Source organism: Mycobacterium barrassiae (genome assembly GCF_025822765.1).
GTDB lineage: Bacteria > Actinomycetota > Actinomycetes > Mycobacteriales > Mycobacteriaceae > Mycobacterium > Mycobacterium barrassiae.
The window spans coordinates 54,479-70,391 of sequence record NZ_JACKUK010000017.1; the positions used below are offsets into that span (position 1 = coordinate 54,479).

Annotated in this window: 15 protein-coding genes; 14 read left to right on the top strand and 1 reads right to left on the bottom strand. The window is 67.1% G+C overall.

Translation table 11 applies throughout. From position 1 onward, the window contains the following. Positions 1–143 precede the first annotated feature (143 nt). The 11 genes from ftsH to H7J93_RS09430 all read left to right on the top strand — a co-directional run bounded on the left by ftsH (position 144) and on the right by H7J93_RS09430 (position 9,819). Positions 144–2,465, top strand: a complete 2,322-nt coding sequence (ftsH, locus tag H7J93_RS09380; RefSeq protein WP_267306012.1) for an ATP-dependent zinc metalloprotease FtsH — start codon at positions 144–146, stop codon at positions 2,463–2,465. 28 nt (positions 2,466–2,493) lie between these two features. After that, entirely contained in the window at positions 2,494–3,102 is a 609-nt protein-coding gene (gene folE / locus H7J93_RS09385) for a GTP cyclohydrolase I FolE (RefSeq protein ID WP_267306013.1), read from the top strand. Then, positions 3,099–3,917: a dihydropteroate synthase gene (gene folP / locus H7J93_RS09390; protein ID WP_267306014.1), complete on the top strand. Its 819-nt coding sequence runs from the start codon at positions 3,099–3,101 to the stop codon at positions 3,915–3,917. The genes folE and folP overlap by 4 nt, the downstream gene beginning before the upstream one ends. A gap of 2 nt (positions 3,918–3,919) precedes the next feature. Further along, positions 3,920–4,300, top strand: coding sequence for a dihydroneopterin aldolase (gene folB / locus H7J93_RS09395; RefSeq protein WP_267306015.1), 381 nt, complete (start codon positions 3,920–3,922; stop codon positions 4,298–4,300). Then, on the top strand, positions 4,297–4,809 hold the full coding sequence (folK, locus tag H7J93_RS09400) for a 2-amino-4-hydroxy-6-hydroxymethyldihydropteridine diphosphokinase (RefSeq protein WP_267306016.1): 513 nt from the start codon (positions 4,297–4,299) through the stop codon (positions 4,807–4,809). Before folB ends, folK begins: the two co-directional genes overlap by 4 nt. Next, a complete protein-coding gene (locus H7J93_RS09405) occupies positions 4,809–5,285 on the top strand; it encodes a DUF3180 domain-containing protein (protein ID WP_267306017.1) in 477 nt (158 codons plus the stop codon). The genes folK and H7J93_RS09405 overlap by 1 nt, the downstream gene beginning before the upstream one ends. A gap of 76 nt (positions 5,286–5,361) precedes the next feature. Continuing rightward, positions 5,362–6,648 carry a DUF6779 domain-containing protein gene (locus H7J93_RS09410; protein WP_267306018.1) on the top strand — a complete coding sequence of 429 codons (1,287 nt, stop codon included), beginning with the start codon at positions 5,362–5,364 and terminating at the stop codon, positions 6,646–6,648. Positions 6,649–6,737: 89 nt separating this feature from the next. Continuing rightward, the gene (locus H7J93_RS09415) at positions 6,738–7,661 is read left to right on the top strand and encodes a Rossmann-like and DUF2520 domain-containing protein (RefSeq protein ID WP_267306019.1); all 924 of its coding nucleotides are present in this window, start codon (positions 6,738–6,740) and stop codon (positions 7,659–7,661) included. Further along, positions 7,658–8,593, top strand: a complete 936-nt coding sequence (gene panC / locus H7J93_RS09420; protein ID WP_276021680.1) for a pantoate--beta-alanine ligase — start codon at positions 7,658–7,660, stop codon at positions 8,591–8,593. The genes H7J93_RS09415 and panC overlap by 4 nt, the downstream gene beginning before the upstream one ends. Continuing rightward, complete coding sequence (panD, locus tag H7J93_RS09425; protein WP_267306020.1) at positions 8,593–9,000, top strand: aspartate 1-decarboxylase; 408 nt, start codon at positions 8,593–8,595, stop codon at positions 8,998–9,000. Before panC ends, panD begins: the two co-directional genes overlap by 1 nt. Before the next feature lie 3 nt (positions 9,001–9,003). Next, positions 9,004–9,819, top strand: coding sequence for a type III pantothenate kinase (locus H7J93_RS09430; RefSeq protein WP_267306021.1), 816 nt, complete (start codon positions 9,004–9,006; stop codon positions 9,817–9,819). 56 nt (positions 9,820–9,875) lie between these two features. Here the strand turns inward: H7J93_RS09430 and H7J93_RS09435 are convergent, their stop codons facing one another. Next, positions 9,876–11,111, bottom strand: coding sequence for an alanine racemase (locus H7J93_RS09435; protein ID WP_267306022.1), 1,236 nt, complete (start codon positions 11,109–11,111; stop codon positions 9,876–9,878). Positions 11,112–11,134: 23 nt separating this feature from the next. On the opposite strand from H7J93_RS09435, the gene lysS reads away from it, so the two are divergent. The 3 genes from lysS to clpC1 all read left to right on the top strand — a co-directional run bounded on the left by lysS (position 11,135) and on the right by clpC1 (position 15,861). Beyond that, complete coding sequence (gene lysS / locus H7J93_RS09440; protein WP_267306023.1) at positions 11,135–12,643, top strand: lysine--tRNA ligase; 1,509 nt, start codon at positions 11,135–11,137, stop codon at positions 12,641–12,643. A 112-nt stretch (positions 12,644–12,755) separates the two neighbouring features. Beyond that, positions 12,756–13,097, top strand: a complete 342-nt coding sequence (lsr2, locus tag H7J93_RS09445; protein ID WP_267306024.1) for a histone-like nucleoid-structuring protein Lsr2 — start codon at positions 12,756–12,758, stop codon at positions 13,095–13,097. A 223-nt stretch (positions 13,098–13,320) separates the two neighbouring features. Continuing rightward, positions 13,321–15,861, top strand: a complete 2,541-nt coding sequence (gene clpC1 / locus H7J93_RS09450; RefSeq protein ID WP_267306025.1) for an ATP-dependent protease ATP-binding subunit ClpC — start codon at positions 13,321–13,323, stop codon at positions 15,859–15,861. The last annotated feature ends 52 nt before the right edge of the window (positions 15,862–15,913 follow it).

Below are 15,913 nucleotides of genomic sequence, written 5' to 3' on the forward strand. Positions count from 1 at the left end.
CGACTGCGCGATCGGTGCACGCCATCGGGGAGATCTGCTGGCTGGGCGGGAACCTTAGTTCGTTGGTCTAGCGGTAGCCTTGAGGTTTCTGACTGCGCTCAACAGGAAGTCGACGACGGACATTTGATGAACCGGACTCACGTATGAATCGCAAGAATGTGATCCGCACGCTCACCGTGATTGCGGTGGTGCTGTTGCTGGGGTGGTCGTTCTACTACTTCAGCGACGACACTCGCGGATTCAAGCCCGTCGACACCTCGGTGGCGATGGCTCAGATCAAGAACGACAACGTCAAGAGCGCGCAGATCGACGACCGTGAGCAGCAGCTTCGCTTGGAGCTGAAGGACGGCAACAGCGACACCGAGGACAGCGACAAGATCATCACGAAGTACCCCACCGGGTACGCCGTGCAGCTGTTCGACGCGCTGAGCGCCAAGAACGCCAAGATCAACACCGTCGTGAACCAGGGCAGCATGCTGGGCTCGCTGCTCATCTACCTGCTGCCGCTGCTGCTCCTCGTCGGCCTGTTCGTGATGTTCTCCCGCATGCAGACCGGTGGGCGGATGGGCTTCGGCTTCGGCAAGTCGAAAGCCAAGCAGCTATCCAAGGACATGCCCAAGACCACGTTCGCCGACGTCGCAGGCGTCGACGAGGCGGTCGAGGAGCTCTACGAGATCAAGGACTTCCTGCAGAACCCGTCTCGCTACCAGGCCCTGGGCGCCAAGATCCCCAAGGGTGTGCTGCTCTACGGACCGCCCGGCACCGGTAAGACGCTGCTGGCCCGCGCCGTCGCCGGTGAGGCGGGCGTGCCGTTCTTCACCATCTCCGGCTCCGACTTCGTCGAGATGTTCGTCGGCGTCGGCGCCTCCCGCGTGCGCGACCTGTTCGAGCAGGCAAAGCAGAACAGCCCGTGCATCATCTTCGTCGACGAGATCGACGCGGTCGGCCGCCAGCGCGGCGCCGGCCTCGGCGGTGGTCACGACGAGCGCGAGCAGACGCTGAACCAGCTGCTGGTCGAGATGGACGGCTTCGGCGACCGCCAGGGCGTCATCCTGATCGCGGCCACCAACCGGCCCGACATCCTCGACCCCGCGCTCCTGCGGCCGGGCCGTTTCGACCGCCAGATCCCGGTGTCCAACCCCGATCTCGCGGGTCGTAAGGCCGTGCTGAAGGTGCATTCGCAGGGCAAGCCGATGGCCGGCGACGCCGACCTCGACGGGCTGGCCAAGCGGACCGTCGGCATGTCGGGTGCGGACCTGGCCAACGTCATCAACGAGGCCGCGCTGCTGACCGCCCGCGAGAACGGCACGGTCATCACCGGCCCGGCGCTCGAGGAGGCGGTCGACCGCGTCGTCGGCGGGCCGCGACGCAAGGGCCGCATCATCAGCGAGCAGGAGAAGAAGATCACCGCCTATCACGAAGGCGGACACACGCTGGCGGCATGGGCGATGCCCGACATCGAGCCGATCTACAAGGTGACGATCCTGGCCCGTGGCCGCACCGGTGGCCACGCGGTCGCGGTGCCCGAGGACGACAAGGGCCTGATGACGCGATCGGAGATGATCGCGCGGCTGGTGTTCGCGATGGGTGGCCGCGCCGCGGAGGAACTGGTGTTCCGCGAGCCGACCACCGGCGCGGTGTCCGACATCGAACAGGCCACCAAGATCGCCCGCGCGATGGTCACCGAGTACGGCATGAGCTCCAAGCTGGGCGCCGTCCGTTACGGCACCGAACACGGCGACCCGTTCCTCGGCCGCACGATGGGCACGCAGGCCGATTACAGCCACGAGGTCGCGCAGATCATCGACGACGAGGTCCGCAAGCTCATCGAGGCCGCGCACACCGAGGCCTGGGAGATCCTCACCGAGTACCGCGACGTGCTCGACGTCCTGGCAGGCGAACTGCTGGAGAAGGAGACACTGCACCGCGCCGAGCTGCAGGCGATCTTCGAGGACGTCAAGAAGCGGCCGCGGCTGACGATGTTCGATGACTTCGGTGGCCGTGTCCCCTCGGACAAGCCGCCGATCAAGACCCCCGGCGAGCTCGCGATCGAACGCGGAGAGCCGTGGCCCAAGCCGGTGCCCGAACCCGCATTCAAGACGGCCATCGCGCAGGCCAGCAAGGCAGCGGAGGCCACCCGGCTGGCCGAGGCGGCCAAGCACGGTGGCGCAAACGGCAACGGCTCCAACGGAACTGGGGCCCCTGCACCCACCCAGCCGGACTACGGTGCGCCCGCAGGATGGCATGCGCCGGGTTGGCCGCCGCAGCCACAGGCGCAGCAACCGCAGCCTCATCAGCAACAGCCGCACGGTTACTGGTATCCGCCGCCGCAGAACCCCGGCTGGCAGAACCCCTACCCGCCATATCAGCCCTACCCGCAGCCCGGTCATCCACAGCAGGGTGGCCAGCCCGGCCCGAACGACGATTCGGGGCAGGAGAACGGCCGGCAGAACCCGCACGGCTGATTGGCGTGCAGGCTCACAGGAGGCTTCAATGACGCAGTCGCAGAACAACTCTGTGAAATTCCAACCGGTGGAGTTCGACCAGGCGCGCGCGGAAGCCGCCGTGCGCGAGCTGCTGATCGCGGTGGGGGAGGACCCCGATCGCCACGGTCTCGAAGACACGCCCGCCCGGGTGGCGCGCGCGTACCGGGAGTTGTTCGCCGGTCTGTACACCGACCCGGACACGGTGCTCAACACCACCTTCGACGAGCAGCACGACGAACTGGTGTTGGTCAAACAGATCCCGATGTACTCGACGTGCGAACACCACCTCGTGTCATTCCACGGGGTGGCACACGTCGGCTACATCCCCGGCGAGGACGGCCGGGTCACCGGTCTCTCGAAGATCGCGCGGCTGGTGGATCTGTACGCCAAACGGCCGCAGGTGCAGGAACGGCTGACCGCGCAGATCGCAGATGCGTTGATGCGCAAGCTCAATCCGCGCGGCGTCATCGTCGTGGTCGAGGCCGAGCACCTCTGCATGTCAATGCGCGGCGTCCGCAAACCCGGTGCGGTGACGACGACGTCGGCGGTGCGTGGACAGTTCAAGACCGACAACGCATCCAGGTCGGAAGCACTGGACCTCATCCTGCGCAAGTGAGCCCACCCAGCGTGCAGGTCATGGGGGTTGTGAACGTCACCGACGACTCCTTCTCCGACGGTGGGCTTTTCCTCGACCGCGACCGTGCCGTCGCCCACGGTCTCGCGCTGGCCGCCGAAGGAGCGGCGATCATCGACGTCGGCGGGGAGTCGACACGGCCCGGCGCGACGCGTATCGACCCGCAGGTGGAGACTTCGCGAGTGGTTCCGGTGATCAAAGAGCTTGCCGGACAAGGGCTTACGGTGAGCATCGATACGATGCACGCCGCGGTCGCGCAGGCCGCACTGGAAAGCGGCGCACGGATCGTCAACGACGTCTCCGGTGGTCGTGCCGATCCGGCGATGGCCCCGCTGCTCGCGGACGCCAAGGTGCCGTGGGTGCTGATGCACTGGCGCTCAGTCGGTGCGGCCCGCCCGCACGACGTGCCCGCCTACCGCGACGTGGTCGCCGAAGTCCGCGACGAACTCATGGAGAGTGTCGACAGCGCGGTGGCCGCAGGCGTTGATCCGGCGAACGTGATCGTCGACCCGGGCCTGGGTTTCGCCAAGACAGCGGAGCACAACTGGGCGCTGTTGCGGGCGCTGCCCGAGTTCGTCGGCACCGGAATCCCCGTACTGGTCGGCGCATCCCGTAAACGCTTCCTCGGCTCGCTGCTCGCGGATGCGGACGGTGAACCGCGCCCGCCCGACGGCAGGGAGACCGCGACCGCGGTGATCTCCGCGCTCGCCGGCTTGCACGGCGCGTGGGGGGTCCGGGTGCACGACGTGCGGGCGTCGGTCGATGCGCTCAAGGTGCTCGGGGCCTGGACCGGTTGAGCATGACTGATCGAATCGAGTTGCGCGGGTTGACCGTTCGCGGTCACCACGGTGTGTTCGAGCACGAGCGGCGCGACGGGCAGGACTTCGTCGTCGACATCACGGTGTGGCTCGACCTCGACGTCGCGGCGGCGAGCGACGACCTTGCCGACACCCTCGACTACGGCACACTGGCGCTGCGCGCCGCCGACATCGTTGCGGGTCCGCCGCGCAACCTGATCGAGACTGTGGCCGGTGAGATCGCCGACGACGTCATGTCCGATGAACGCGTGCACGCCGTCGAGGTGGTGGTGCACAAACCGTCCGCGCCGATACCGCTGAGCTTCAGCGACGTCTCGGTGGTGGCGCGTCGGTCGCGGCGAGGCGGACGGGGCAACCCGTGACGAGCGTGGTGCTGTCCATCGGGTCGAACCTCGGCGATCGGCTGGCGCGACTGCAGTCTGTCGTCGACGGCCTCGGTGGTGCCGTACGCGCGGTGTCGCCGGTGTACGAGACCGATCCGTGGGGTGGCGTCGAGCAGGGCGCGTTCCTCAACGCCGTGCTGCTCGCCGACGACCCCGCCCTCGATGCTCGTGGATGGCTGCGCCGAGCGCAGGAGCTGGAGCGGGCGGCCGACCGGGTGCGCGAACAGCGGTGGGGTCCGCGCACCCTCGACGTCGACCTCGTCATGTGCAGCGAGGACGGTCGCGAGGTCACCTCCGGCGACGAAGAGCTGACGTTGCCGCATCCGCGGGCCCATGAGCGCGCATTCGTACTCGTGCCGTGGCTCGCCGTCGATCCCGCTGCGGTCCTGACCGTCGCCGGTGAGCGGCGCTCCGTCGAGAAGCTGCTCGCCGAACTCGATCCTGCCGAGCGCGACGGCGTCCGGTTGACCGACTCGGTGCTGCGCTGATGGGTCCGACCCGCAAACGCGACCTCGCCGCCGCGACCCTCCTTGCCGCTGTCGTGGGCTACCTGCTCGTGGTGGTGCTGTACCGCTACTTTCCGCCCATCACGCTGCTGTCGGGGGTGTCGCTGTTGGCGGTCGCCATCGTGGAGGCGGGCTGGGCCTTCTACGTGCGGTCCAAGATCAACGACGGGCAGATCGGTGACGGCCCCGGCTGGCTGCATCCGCTCGCCGTCGCCAGATCCGTGTTGATCGCCAAGGCCTCGGCGTGGGTCGGGGCGCTGGTGCTCGGCTGGTGGCTCGGCGTGCTCGGCTACCTCTTGCCGCGGCGCTCGACGTTGCGTGTCGCGGGCGAAGACACCCCCGGCGTCGTGGTGGCCGCCGCGTGCGCGCTGGCGCTCGTCGTCGCCGCGTTATGGCTCCAGCATTGCTGCAAGTCTCCGCCGGAACCGCCCGACAACCCTGACGGCGCAACGGAGTAACTGGTTCGACCGTCGCGCGGCCGAATCGCCGCCTAGGACGACACGCGGAGTGACCAGTGACGGGTACAGTCGCCCCATGACCGAACCGACCCGCAGCGCCAGGCCTCGGCGCAGTGCGCGTCGGCCCGGTTGGGTGCTGCTGACGGTGTTGCTGGTACTCGCAATCGGATCCAGTTCTGCCCTTGTGTTCACCAATCGGGTCGAGTTGCTGAAACTCGCCGTCATCCTTGCGCTCTGGGCGGCTGTGGTGGCGGCGTTCGTATCGGTCATCTATCGCAGACAGAGCGACATCGACCAGGCGAAGGTGCGCGACCTGAAACTGGTCTACGACCTCCAGTTGGATCGCGAGATCTCCGCGCGCCGCGAGTACGAGCTGTCGGTGGAGACGCAACTGCGTCGCGAACTGGTGTCCGAACTGCGCGCCCAGGCGGCCGACGAGGTGGCCGGCCTGCGGGCCGAACTCGCCGCGCTGCGCGCCAACCTGGAGATCCTGTTCGACGCCGACCTCTCGCACCGGCCTGCGCTGGAAACCGACCGGGACGCCGCCCGATCCTACGACGGTTGGGCGCCCACCCCCGAACCCGCAGGCCGGGTCACCGCCAGCCGCATCGACACCGAAGATCACGTCGACACCGACTTCCACACAGACGAAAGCCCGATCATCGACGTGCCGGAGGAACCGCATCCGCCCGAGTACGAGTGGGTGCCGCCGGCCAGCGCGGGAGGTGCGCACCGCAGGGCGGGCGAGGCGGAACGGGAAGCCGCGCACTATGTGTCCACGCCGCCGGTCCCGCCGCCCACCGACAACGAGCGGACCACCCAATTCTCCTGGCCGCCAGGGCAAGAACCCCCGAAGGCGCCCGAGCCGGCGCCTCCGCCGGCGCCTGAGCCCGCGCCTCCGCCGGCACCGGAGCCCGCCCCGGTTTCCGACTGGCAGCCCGCGCCGGCCGAGGGCCGCTGGATTCCAGCGGGCGCACCGGGCAGCAACTGGGTGGCGCCCGCGGAAAAGCCCACCGACAACGGATCCGCCGAGGAGTACGTCGGCAGGCGACGCGCCCCCGCACCGGAGGACCATCCACAACCGGCGATGTCGACACCGCCGCCCGAGCCACCCCGCCGCGGCAGGCATTCGGTGGGCCCCGAGGTCGTCGATCCGGGCAGACCCACCCCGCCGCCGACCCTGGCCACCGAATCGGCCCAGCCACCGCCTCACGCGGAGCCTGAACCGCCCGAGGAGCCGCCCAGGTCACGACACCGCAGTGCCGACGACGAGGGCAGCGGTGGACAGACGGTGGCCGAGCTCCTGGCGCGGCTGCAGGCCACCCCCTCCGGGGGCGGGCGTCGTCGCCGTCGCGAAGAGTGAGCTAGGCTTCGGTGACCGTCCGGTACCCGCATTGCAGGACCGGAACGAAGAAACTTTCGACATTCAGCGAGGTCGTCTGCGTGGTTTCGATGGGGACCCCCTCTGACGGATTCCGCCCGGCGCGGCTCACGATCGGCATCGTTTCCGCTGGTCGCGTGGGTACTGCGCTCGGTGTGGCATTGGAGCGCGCCGAACACGTCGTCGTCGCGTGCAGCGCCATCTCGCATGCGTCGCGCGAGCGTGCGCAGCGCCGCCTGCCCGACACCGCGGTGCTACCGGTTGACGAGGTCGCAGGCCGCGCCGAACTGCTTCTGCTGGCCGTGCCCGACGCCGCGCTGCCCGCACTGGTCTCGGGGCTCGCGGCCACCGGCGCGGTACGTCCGGGGACGATCATGGCGCACACCTCGGGGGCCAACGGCATCGGGGTGCTGGCGCCGCTGACCGAACAGGGGTGCATACCGCTGGCGATTCACCCCGCCATGACCTTCACCGGCGGCGACGAGGACATCGACCGCCTGTCCGAAACCTGCTTCGGGGTCACGGCGGCCGACGAAGTCGGATACGCGATCGCACAGTCGCTGGTGCTGGAGATCGGCGGCGAACCGTTCCGCATCCGCGAAGACGCGAGGACGCTGTATCACGCTGCCCTGGCGCATGCGAGCAACCACGTCGTCACCGTGCTGCTCGACGCGGTCGAGGCGCTGCGTTCCGCGCTGTGGGGTCAGGAACTGCTCGGACAGGAGATCGTCGGCGACGCACCGGGAGGCATCGCCGAACGGGTCATCGGTCCGCTGGCGCGGGCGTCGCTGGAGAACGCGCTCGTGCGCGGTCAGAGCGCGCTGACCGGTCCGGTCGCCCGCGGTGACGCCGACGCGATCGCACGGCACCTGGAAGCGCTGACCGAGGTCGATCCTCAACTCGCACAGGCATATCGGACGAACTCGTTGCGTACCGCCCAACGTGCGCACGCTCCCGACGAGGTGTTCGCGGTGCTCACCGAGGCGGCACGATGATCACCGCCGCCAAGCCTCAGTTCAATGCGGGCGAGCTGAACGTCTACTCCGCCCCGCGGGACGTCTCGAACGTCGCGAGAGCGCTTCGTGCGACGGGTCGCAGGGTGATGCTGGTGCCGACGATGGGTGCCTTGCACGAGGGTCATCTGACGCTGATCCGGTCGGCCAAACGGGTCCAGGGCGCGGTCGTGGTGGTGTCGATCTTCGTGAACCCGTTGCAGTTCGGCGTCAACGAAGACCTCGACGCATATCCGCGCACCCTCGAGGAGGACCTCGCCGCGCTGCGGGAAGAACGGGTCGAGATCGCCTTCACCCCGACCGTCGCCGACATGTACCCGCAGGGCACACGCACGTCGGTACATCCGGGCGCCCTTGGTGAAGAGCTCGAAGGAGCTTCGCGGCCAACGCATTTCGCCGGTGTGCTCACCGTCGTACTCAAACTGCTGAACATCGTCCACCCCGACCGCGCGTTCTTCGGCGAGAAGGACTACCAGCAGTTGACGCTGATCCGGCAGATGGTCGCCGACCTCGACATCGACACGCAGATCGTCGGAGTGCCGATCGTCCGCGAAGCCGACGGCCTGGCGATGTCGTCGCGCAACCGCTACCTCGACGACGTCGAACGTGAACAGGCCGGGGCGCTGTCGGCGGCGCTGCTCGCGGGAATGTACGCGGCGGGTGAGGGTCCGGCCGCCGCGCTGGACGCCGCCCGCGCGGTGCTCGACGAGGTTTCGGCCATCGATGTGGACTACCTGGAGGTGCGCGACCCGATGCTGGGGCCCGCACCCTCCGAGGGCGCTGCGCGCATGCTCGTCGCCGCGCGGCTCGGGGGAACCCGACTGCTGGACAACATCGCCATCGACATCGGAGTGCCATCCGGACCAGGGCCCCATGTCGAGTATGACGAGCACGAACTACCTTGGAGGAACTGATGTTACGGACCATGCTCAAGTCGAAGATCCACCGTGCGAGGGTGACTCAGGCCGATCTGCACTACGTCGGCTCGGTGACCATCGACGCCGATCTGATGGACGCTGCCGATCTGCTCGAGGGCGAGCAGGTCACGATCGTGGACATCGACAACGGTGCGCGACTTGTGACTTATGCAATCACCGGCGAACGCGGCAGCGGAGTCATCGGGATCAACGGTGCGGCAGCGCATCTGGTGCATCCCGGCGATCTGGTTATCCTGATCGCCTACGGTTCGATGGACGACGCCGAGGCGCGCAGGCACCAGCCGCGAGTGGTGTTCGTCGACGCCGACAACAAGCAGATCGACCTCGGTCACGATCCCGCGCATGTGCCCGCGGATGCGGCCGAGCTGATGTCGCCGCGGTGATTCATGCTGCTCGCAATCGACGTTCGTAACACCCACACCGTCGTCGGACTGGTGTCGGGTTCGGGTGATCACGCAAAGGTCGTGCACCACTGGCGGATTCGCACCGAATCCGAAGTCACCGCCGACGAGCTGGCGCTGACCATTGACGGCCTCATCGGCGACGACGCCGAACGGCTGACCGGAGCCGCCGGACTGTCGACGGTGCCGTCGGTGCTGCACGAGGTGCGGCTGATGCTCGAGCAGTACTGGCCGTCGGTGCCGCACGTGCTTATCGAGCCCGGCGTGCGCACCGGCATCCCCCTGCTGGTCGACAACCCCAAGGAGGTCGGCGCAGACCGAATCGTCAACTGCCTCGCCGCCTACCACAAGTACGGCACCGCGGCGATCGTCGTCGACTTCGGCTCCTCGATCTGTGTCGACGTGGTTTCGGCCAAGGGTGAATTCCTCGGCGGCGCAATCGCTCCCGGTGTGCAGGTGTCCTCCGACGCGGCAGCCGCGCGGTCGGCGGCGTTGCGCCGCGTCGAGCTGACCCGGCCGCGGTCGGTCATCGGCAAGAACACCGTGGAGTGCATGCAGGCCGGTGCGGTGTTCGGATTCGCCGGTCTGGTCGACGGTTTGGTGAACCGCATCCGTGAGGACGTCGACGGCTTCGGCGGGGACGACATCACCGTCGTCGCCACCGGACACGGCGCGCCGCTGGTGCTTCCGGATCTGCACACCGTCGAGCACTACGACCGGCATCTGACCCTCGACGGCCTGCGGTTGGTGTTCGAGCGCAACCGCGACAGCCAGCGCGGCCGCCTCAAGCAGGCCCGCTAATTCAGCGATTTCGGCGTGCTGGGTCACGCTCAGCGAGACTGAGCACGCCGAAATCACTAGAAAAACGTGCGGATCAGGTCGACGACGCGGCCATCCCCGTCGAGCACCGGGATCATCGGCCACTTGTCGAACACCGTGCACGGGTGACTGATCCCGAACTCCAGCCAGTCGCCGACCTCCACCGGCTCGTCGCCCAGCCGTAGGTACGCATGCTGGTCGTTGAGCTTGACGACGCGTGCGGTCGGAAGACCGTCGGGGAGAGGCAGGTCCTGATCGAAGGAGACGTCGCGGCGCCCCATCGTCAGCACCGCGAGGTCCGGCTCCGGACGCGATACGACCTGCGCCCACACGCTCATCGCCGGCCGCAGCCCGTCCCGCAACGGCGACGTGCGTCGGTAGAGGCCGTCGTCGTGCGTCAGGTAACACCCGCTGCGCAGCACCGTCTGCACGCGCAGCCCCGCAGGCCATCCGGTGAGCTCGTCGGCGACCACATCGAAATACGTGCTGCCGCCCGCCGTCGCGATCACGTCGTCGGTTTCGAAGATCGCCGCCAGCCGTAGCACCGCGGCGCGGATATCGGCCAGATACGACCTGACGGCGGCCACGGCCTCGGCGGTGACGTCGTGACCGAGCGCCGCCTCGTAGCCCGCCACGCCGACCAGCCGCAGCCGCGGCGATGCGACGACCGCGCGGGCGACTTCGTCGACGGCGTCCAACCCTCGACAGCCCGTACGACCGCCAGTCATGCCCACCTCGACGCACACGTCCACCGGCCGCACAGCACCCGCCGACGTCAGCGCCGCGGTCATCAGCTCCACGCCGCGCACCGAGTCGGCCCAGCACACCAGCGCGAAGTCCGGATGCGCGTCGAGTTCGGCGGCCAGCCAGCGCAACCCCGCCTCGTCGACCAGCTCGTTGGCCAGCACGACGTCGGTCACACCGAACGCACGGAAGATGCGGGCCTGGCTGACGGTGGCAACCGTGACCGCGCACGCGCCCGCCTCGAGCTGCCGTGCCAGCAGCTGAGGGGACATATGCGTCTTACCGTGCGGCGCCAGCTCGACCCCGTGCTCTTGGCACCACTGCGCCATGGCGGCGAGATTGTGAGCCAATGCGTCCGCGCGCAGTACGCACACCGGGCCCACAGCGCCGTCGTCCAGCAGCCGGGGTGATGCCGCGCACACGTCAGCGGGGGTACGGCCCCACCACGTCGCAGGCAGAGCCTTCAAGCGCCAGTCGAGTGGCTTCTCGGCGAGAGCGTCGACCGCCGCTGCGTTGATGGGGGTGGCCACGAGTTGATTTAAGCTGGCCAGTCGTGACCGCACCTGACCCGCCCGAAACTGATATCCCTGAGCAGTACCGAATCCGCCAGGGCAAGCGGGAGCGTCTGCTGGAGCAGGGGCGCGATCCGTATCCGGTCGAAGTCGCCAGGACGCACACCCTGGCCGAGATTCGCCAGACCTATCCCGATCTCGAGCCGAACGAACAAACCGGGCTCATTGTCGGAATAGCCGGCCGCGTGATGTTCGCGCGCAATTCGGGGAAATTGTGTTTCGCGACACTGCAAGAGGGCGACGGCACGCAACTGCAGGTGATGATCAGCCTGGACCGGGTCGGTCAGGAATCGCTGGACTCGTGGAAGTCCGACGTCGATCTCGGCGACATTGTCTTTGTCCACGGCGAGGTGATCAGTTCGCGGCGCGGGGAATTGTCCGTGCTGGCCGATTCGTGGCAGATCGCGTCCAAGGCATTGCGGCCGCTTCCGGTCGCTCACAAGGAGATGAGCGAAGAGTCCCGCGTGCGGCAGCGTTACGTGGATCTCATTGTGCGCCCGGAGGCCAGGACCATCGCGCGCCAGCGGGTCGCCGTGGTGCGCGCCGTGCGTTCGGCGCTGGAGCGGCGCGGGTTCCTGGAGGTCGAGACGCCGATGCTGCAGACGCTGGCCGGCGGGGCGGCGGCCAGACCGTTCGTGACGCATTCCAATGCCCTCGATGCCGATCTCTACCTTCGTATCGCCCCGGAACTTTTCCTGAAACGCTGCCTAGTAGGTGGTTTCGAGCGTGTCTTCGAGTTGAATCGCGTGTTCCGAAACGAAGGCGCGGATTGGACGCATTCTCCGGAATTCGCAATGCTCGAGACTTATCAGGCATATGGAACGTATGACGATTCCGCCATCGTCACCCGCGAGTTAATTCAGGAGGTCGCTGACGAGGCGATCGGCACCAGGCAGGTGCCATTGCCTGATGGGAGCGTGTACGACCTCGATGGTGAATGGGAATCAATTCAAATGTATTCATCGCTGTCGGAAGCGCTTGGGGAGGAGATCACCCCCGAAACGACGGCCGAGTACTTATGGGCGATCGCCGATCGGCTGGAGGTGGAGATCCCACGAGACCGCGGCTACGGGCACGGGAAACTGGTCGAGGAACTGTGGGAGCACACCGTCGGCAGGAAACTGTGGGCACCGACCTTCGTCAGGGACTTCCCGGTCGAAACCACGCCGCTCACACGGGCACACCGCAGCATCGAAGGCGTAACCGAGAAGTGGGACCTATACATTCGACGTGTCGAACTGGCCACCGGCTATTCGGAGCTCATCGACCCCGTCGTGCAACGCGAGCGGTTCGAAGCCCAGGCGCGCGCCGCGGCCGCCGGTGACGACGAGGCGATGCAGCTGGACGAGGACTTCCTCGCGGCCCTGGAGTATGCGATGCCACCCTCGACAGGGACCGGAATGGGTATCGATAGATTGTTGATGGCTTTGACGGGACTCTCGATTCGCGAGACAGTTTTGTTCCCGATTGTTCGTCGGCATAGCAACTGATCAGCCAAATTTCTGATCTTGTTGAATGCTTTGTCCCAATATGGCAGATTGATGCGGGGGACTAAAGTTATTCAATGAACCAGGGTGTTGCCGAGAAGGGCGTGGTGGGGTAATGGCGAAGAAAGTGACCGTCACGTTGGTCGATGATTTCGACGGCGAAGGTGCCGCGGATGAGACCGTCGAATTCGGCCTCGACGGCGTGACCTACGAGATCGACCTTTCTTCGAAGAATGCCGCAAAACTGCGTAGCGACCTGAAGCAATGGGTCGAGGCCGGACGCCGGGTCGGCGGTCGCCGGCGCGGGCGCTCGGCAGGGTCTGGACGCGGACGCGCGGCGATCGACCGCGAGCAGAGTGCCGCGATCCGCGAATGGGCCCGCCGCAACGGCCACAATGTGTCGACCCGCGGGCGGATTCCTGCGGACGTCATCGACGCATTCCACGCCGCGACCTAGCGTTCGCGGGCCGCGAACCCTCTCCAGCGAAACGACGGAAACAAACCTGCCGCTCGAACGTTGGTAACTACGAGCGCCTGGGTACGCCAACCGAACACTTCCGCTCACAGCAGACCGGGAGGCGGGGCACCCAAGACCGTCGCCCATTAGAGTGGATGGCAGGTGCGTGCACTTCTACAAGTGCAAGGCGCCGAGTCTATTGATGGAGAGCAGGTAACCACCGATGTTCGAGAGATTTACCGACCGTGCGCGTCGGGTTGTCGTCCTGGCCCAGGAAGAGGCCCGGATGCTCAACCACAACTACATCGGAACCGAGCACATCCTCTTGGGACTCATTCACGAGGGCGAGGGTGTAGCCGCCAAGTCGCTGGAGTCGCTGGGCATCTCGCTCGAGGGCGTTCGCAGCCAGGTCGAGGAGATCATCGGCCAGGGCCAGCAGGCGCCGTCCGGCCACATCCCCTTCACACCGCGCGCCAAGAAGGTGCTGGAACTGTCGCTGCGCGAGGCGCTGCAGCTCGGCCACAACTACATCGGCACCGAGCACATTCTGCTCGGCCTGATTCGCGAGGGCGAGGGCGTCGCCGCTCAGGTGCTCGTGAAGCTCGGCGCGGAGTTGACCCGCGTGCGTCAGCAGGTGATCCAGCTGCTGAGCGGGTACCAGGGCAAGGAGACCGCGGAGGCCGGCACCGGCGGACGTGGTGGCGAGGCGGGCAACCCGTCCACGTCGCTGGTGCTCGACCAGTTCGGTCGCAACCTGACCGCCGCCGCCATGGAGGGCAAGCTCGATCCGGTCATCGGCCGTGAGAAGGAAATCGAGCGCGTCATGCAGGTGCTGAGCCGGCGCACCAAGAACAACCCGGTGCTGATCGGCGAGCCCGGCGTCGGCAAGACGGCCGTCGTCGAGGGTCTGGCGCAGGCCATCGTGCACGGCGAGGTCCCCGAGACGCTGAAGGACAAGCAGCTCTACACGCTGGACCTCGGCTCCCTGGTGGCGGGCAGCCGCTACCGCGGTGACTTCGAGGAACGCCTGAAGAAGGTGCTCAAGGAGATCAACACCCGCGGCGACATCATCCTGTTCATCGACGAGCTGCACACGCTCGTCGGCGCAGGTGCCGCCGAGGGCGCCATCGACGCCGCCAGCATCCTCAAGCCGAAGCTGGCTCGTGGCGAGCTGCAGACCATCGGTGCCACCACCCTCGACGAATACCGCAAGTACATCGAGAAGGACGCCGCCCTCGAGCGCCGGTTCCAGCCGGTGCAGGTCGGCGAGCCGACGGTCGAGCACACCATCGAGATCCTCAAGGGACTGCGCGATCGCTACGAGGCGCACCACCGCGTCTCGATCACCGATCCCGCGATCGTGGCCGCGGCCACCCTGGCCGACCGCTACATCAACGACCGATTCCTGCCGGACAAGGCGATCGACCTGATCGACGAGGCCGGCGCCCGGATGCGGATTCGCCGGATGACGGCTCCGCCGGACCTTCGCGAGTTCGACGAGAAGATCGCCGAGGCCCGCCGCGAGAAGGAATCCGCGATCGACGCGCAGGACTTCGAGAAGGCCGCCAGCCTCCGCGACAAGGAGAAGCAGCTCGTGGCTCAGCGTGCTGAGCGCGAGAAGCAATGGCGCTCAGGCGATCTCGATGTCGTCGCCGAAGTCGACGATGAACAGATCGCCGAGGTGCTCGGCAACTGGACCGGTATCCCGGTGTTCAAGCTCACTGAGGCCGAGACCACGCGGTTGCTGCGCATGGAGGATGAGCTGCACAAGCGGATCATCGGCCAGGAGGACGCCGTCAAGGCCGTCTCGAAGGCCATCCGGCGCACCCGCGCCGGGCTGAAGGATCCCAAGCGGCCCTCGGGTTCGTTCATCTTCGCCGGCCCGTCCGGCGTCGGTAAGACCGAACTGTCCAAGGCGCTGGCGGAGTTCCTGTTCGGCGACGACGACGCGCTGATCCAGATCGACATGGGCGAGTTCCACGACCGCTTCACCGCATCGCGGCTGTTCGGTGCCCCGCCCGGGTACGTCGGCTACGAGGAGGGCGGCCAGCTCACCGAGAAGGTGCGGCGCAAGCCGTTCTCGGTGGTCCTGTTCGACGAGATCGAGAAGGCGCATCAGGAGATCTACAACAGCCTGTTGCAGGTCCTCGAGGACGGTCGTCTCACCGACGGTCAGGGTCGCACGGTCGACTTCAAGAACACCGTGCTGATCTTCACCTCGAACCTCGGCACGTCCGACATCAGCAAGGCGGTCGGCCTCGGCTTCAGCCAGGGTGGCGGCGAGAACAACTACGAGCGGATGAAGCAGAAGGTCAACGACGAGCTGAAGAAGCACTTCCGCCCGGAGTTCCTCAACCGCATCGATGACATCATCGTCTTCCACCAGCTGACTCGCGACGAGATCATCCAGATGGTCGACCTGATGATCGGCCGCGTCCAGAAGCAGCTCAAGGGCAAGGACATGGACATGGTGCTGACCGACAAGGCCAAGGCCCTGTTGGCCAAGCGCGGTTTCGATCCCGTGCTCGGTGCGCGGCCGCTGCGGCGCACCATCCAGCGCGAGATCGAGGACCAGCTGTCCGAGAAGATCCTCTTCGAGGAGGTCGGTCCCGGTCAGCTCGTCACCGTCGACGTCGACAACTGGGACGGCGAGGGCGCGGGCGAGGAAGCGGTCTTCACCTTCACCGGCGCCAAGAAGCCGGCCCCGGTGGAAGAGCCGGACCTCGCTCAGGCCGGTGCCGCAGGAGCGACCACGGTCGAGTAAAAGAATCGGCCCGATAATTGAACGGCGGAGGCCCCGAGACCATCACGGTTTC

Excerpts from the sequence above, each read along its gene's own strand:
- panC (WP_276021680.1), top strand. The coding sequence starts at position 7,658 with ATGATCACCGCCGCCAAGCCTCAGTTCAATGCGGGCGAGCTGAACGTC.
- H7J93_RS09415 (WP_267306019.1), top strand. The coding sequence starts at position 6,738 with ATGGGGACCCCCTCTGACGGATTCCGCCCGGCGCGGCTCACGATCGGC.
- H7J93_RS09405 (WP_267306017.1), top strand. The coding sequence starts at position 4,809 with ATGGGTCCGACCCGCAAACGCGACCTCGCCGCCGCGACCCTCCTTGCC.
- panD (WP_267306020.1), top strand. The coding sequence starts at position 8,593 with ATGTTACGGACCATGCTCAAGTCGAAGATCCACCGTGCGAGGGTGACT.
- folB (WP_267306015.1), top strand. The coding sequence starts at position 3,920 with ATGACTGATCGAATCGAGTTGCGCGGGTTGACCGTTCGCGGTCACCAC.
- H7J93_RS09430 (WP_267306021.1), top strand. The coding sequence starts at position 9,004 with ATGCTGCTCGCAATCGACGTTCGTAACACCCACACCGTCGTCGGACTG.
- ftsH (WP_267306012.1), top strand. The coding sequence starts at position 144 with ATGAATCGCAAGAATGTGATCCGCACGCTCACCGTGATTGCGGTGGTG.
- H7J93_RS09410 (WP_267306018.1), top strand. The coding sequence starts at position 5,362 with ATGACCGAACCGACCCGCAGCGCCAGGCCTCGGCGCAGTGCGCGTCGG.
- lsr2 (WP_267306024.1), top strand. The coding sequence starts at position 12,756 with ATGGCGAAGAAAGTGACCGTCACGTTGGTCGATGATTTCGACGGCGAA.
- clpC1 (WP_267306025.1), top strand. The coding sequence starts at position 13,321 with ATGTTCGAGAGATTTACCGACCGTGCGCGTCGGGTTGTCGTCCTGGCC.
- folE (WP_267306013.1), top strand. The coding sequence starts at position 2,494 with ATGACGCAGTCGCAGAACAACTCTGTGAAATTCCAACCGGTGGAGTTC.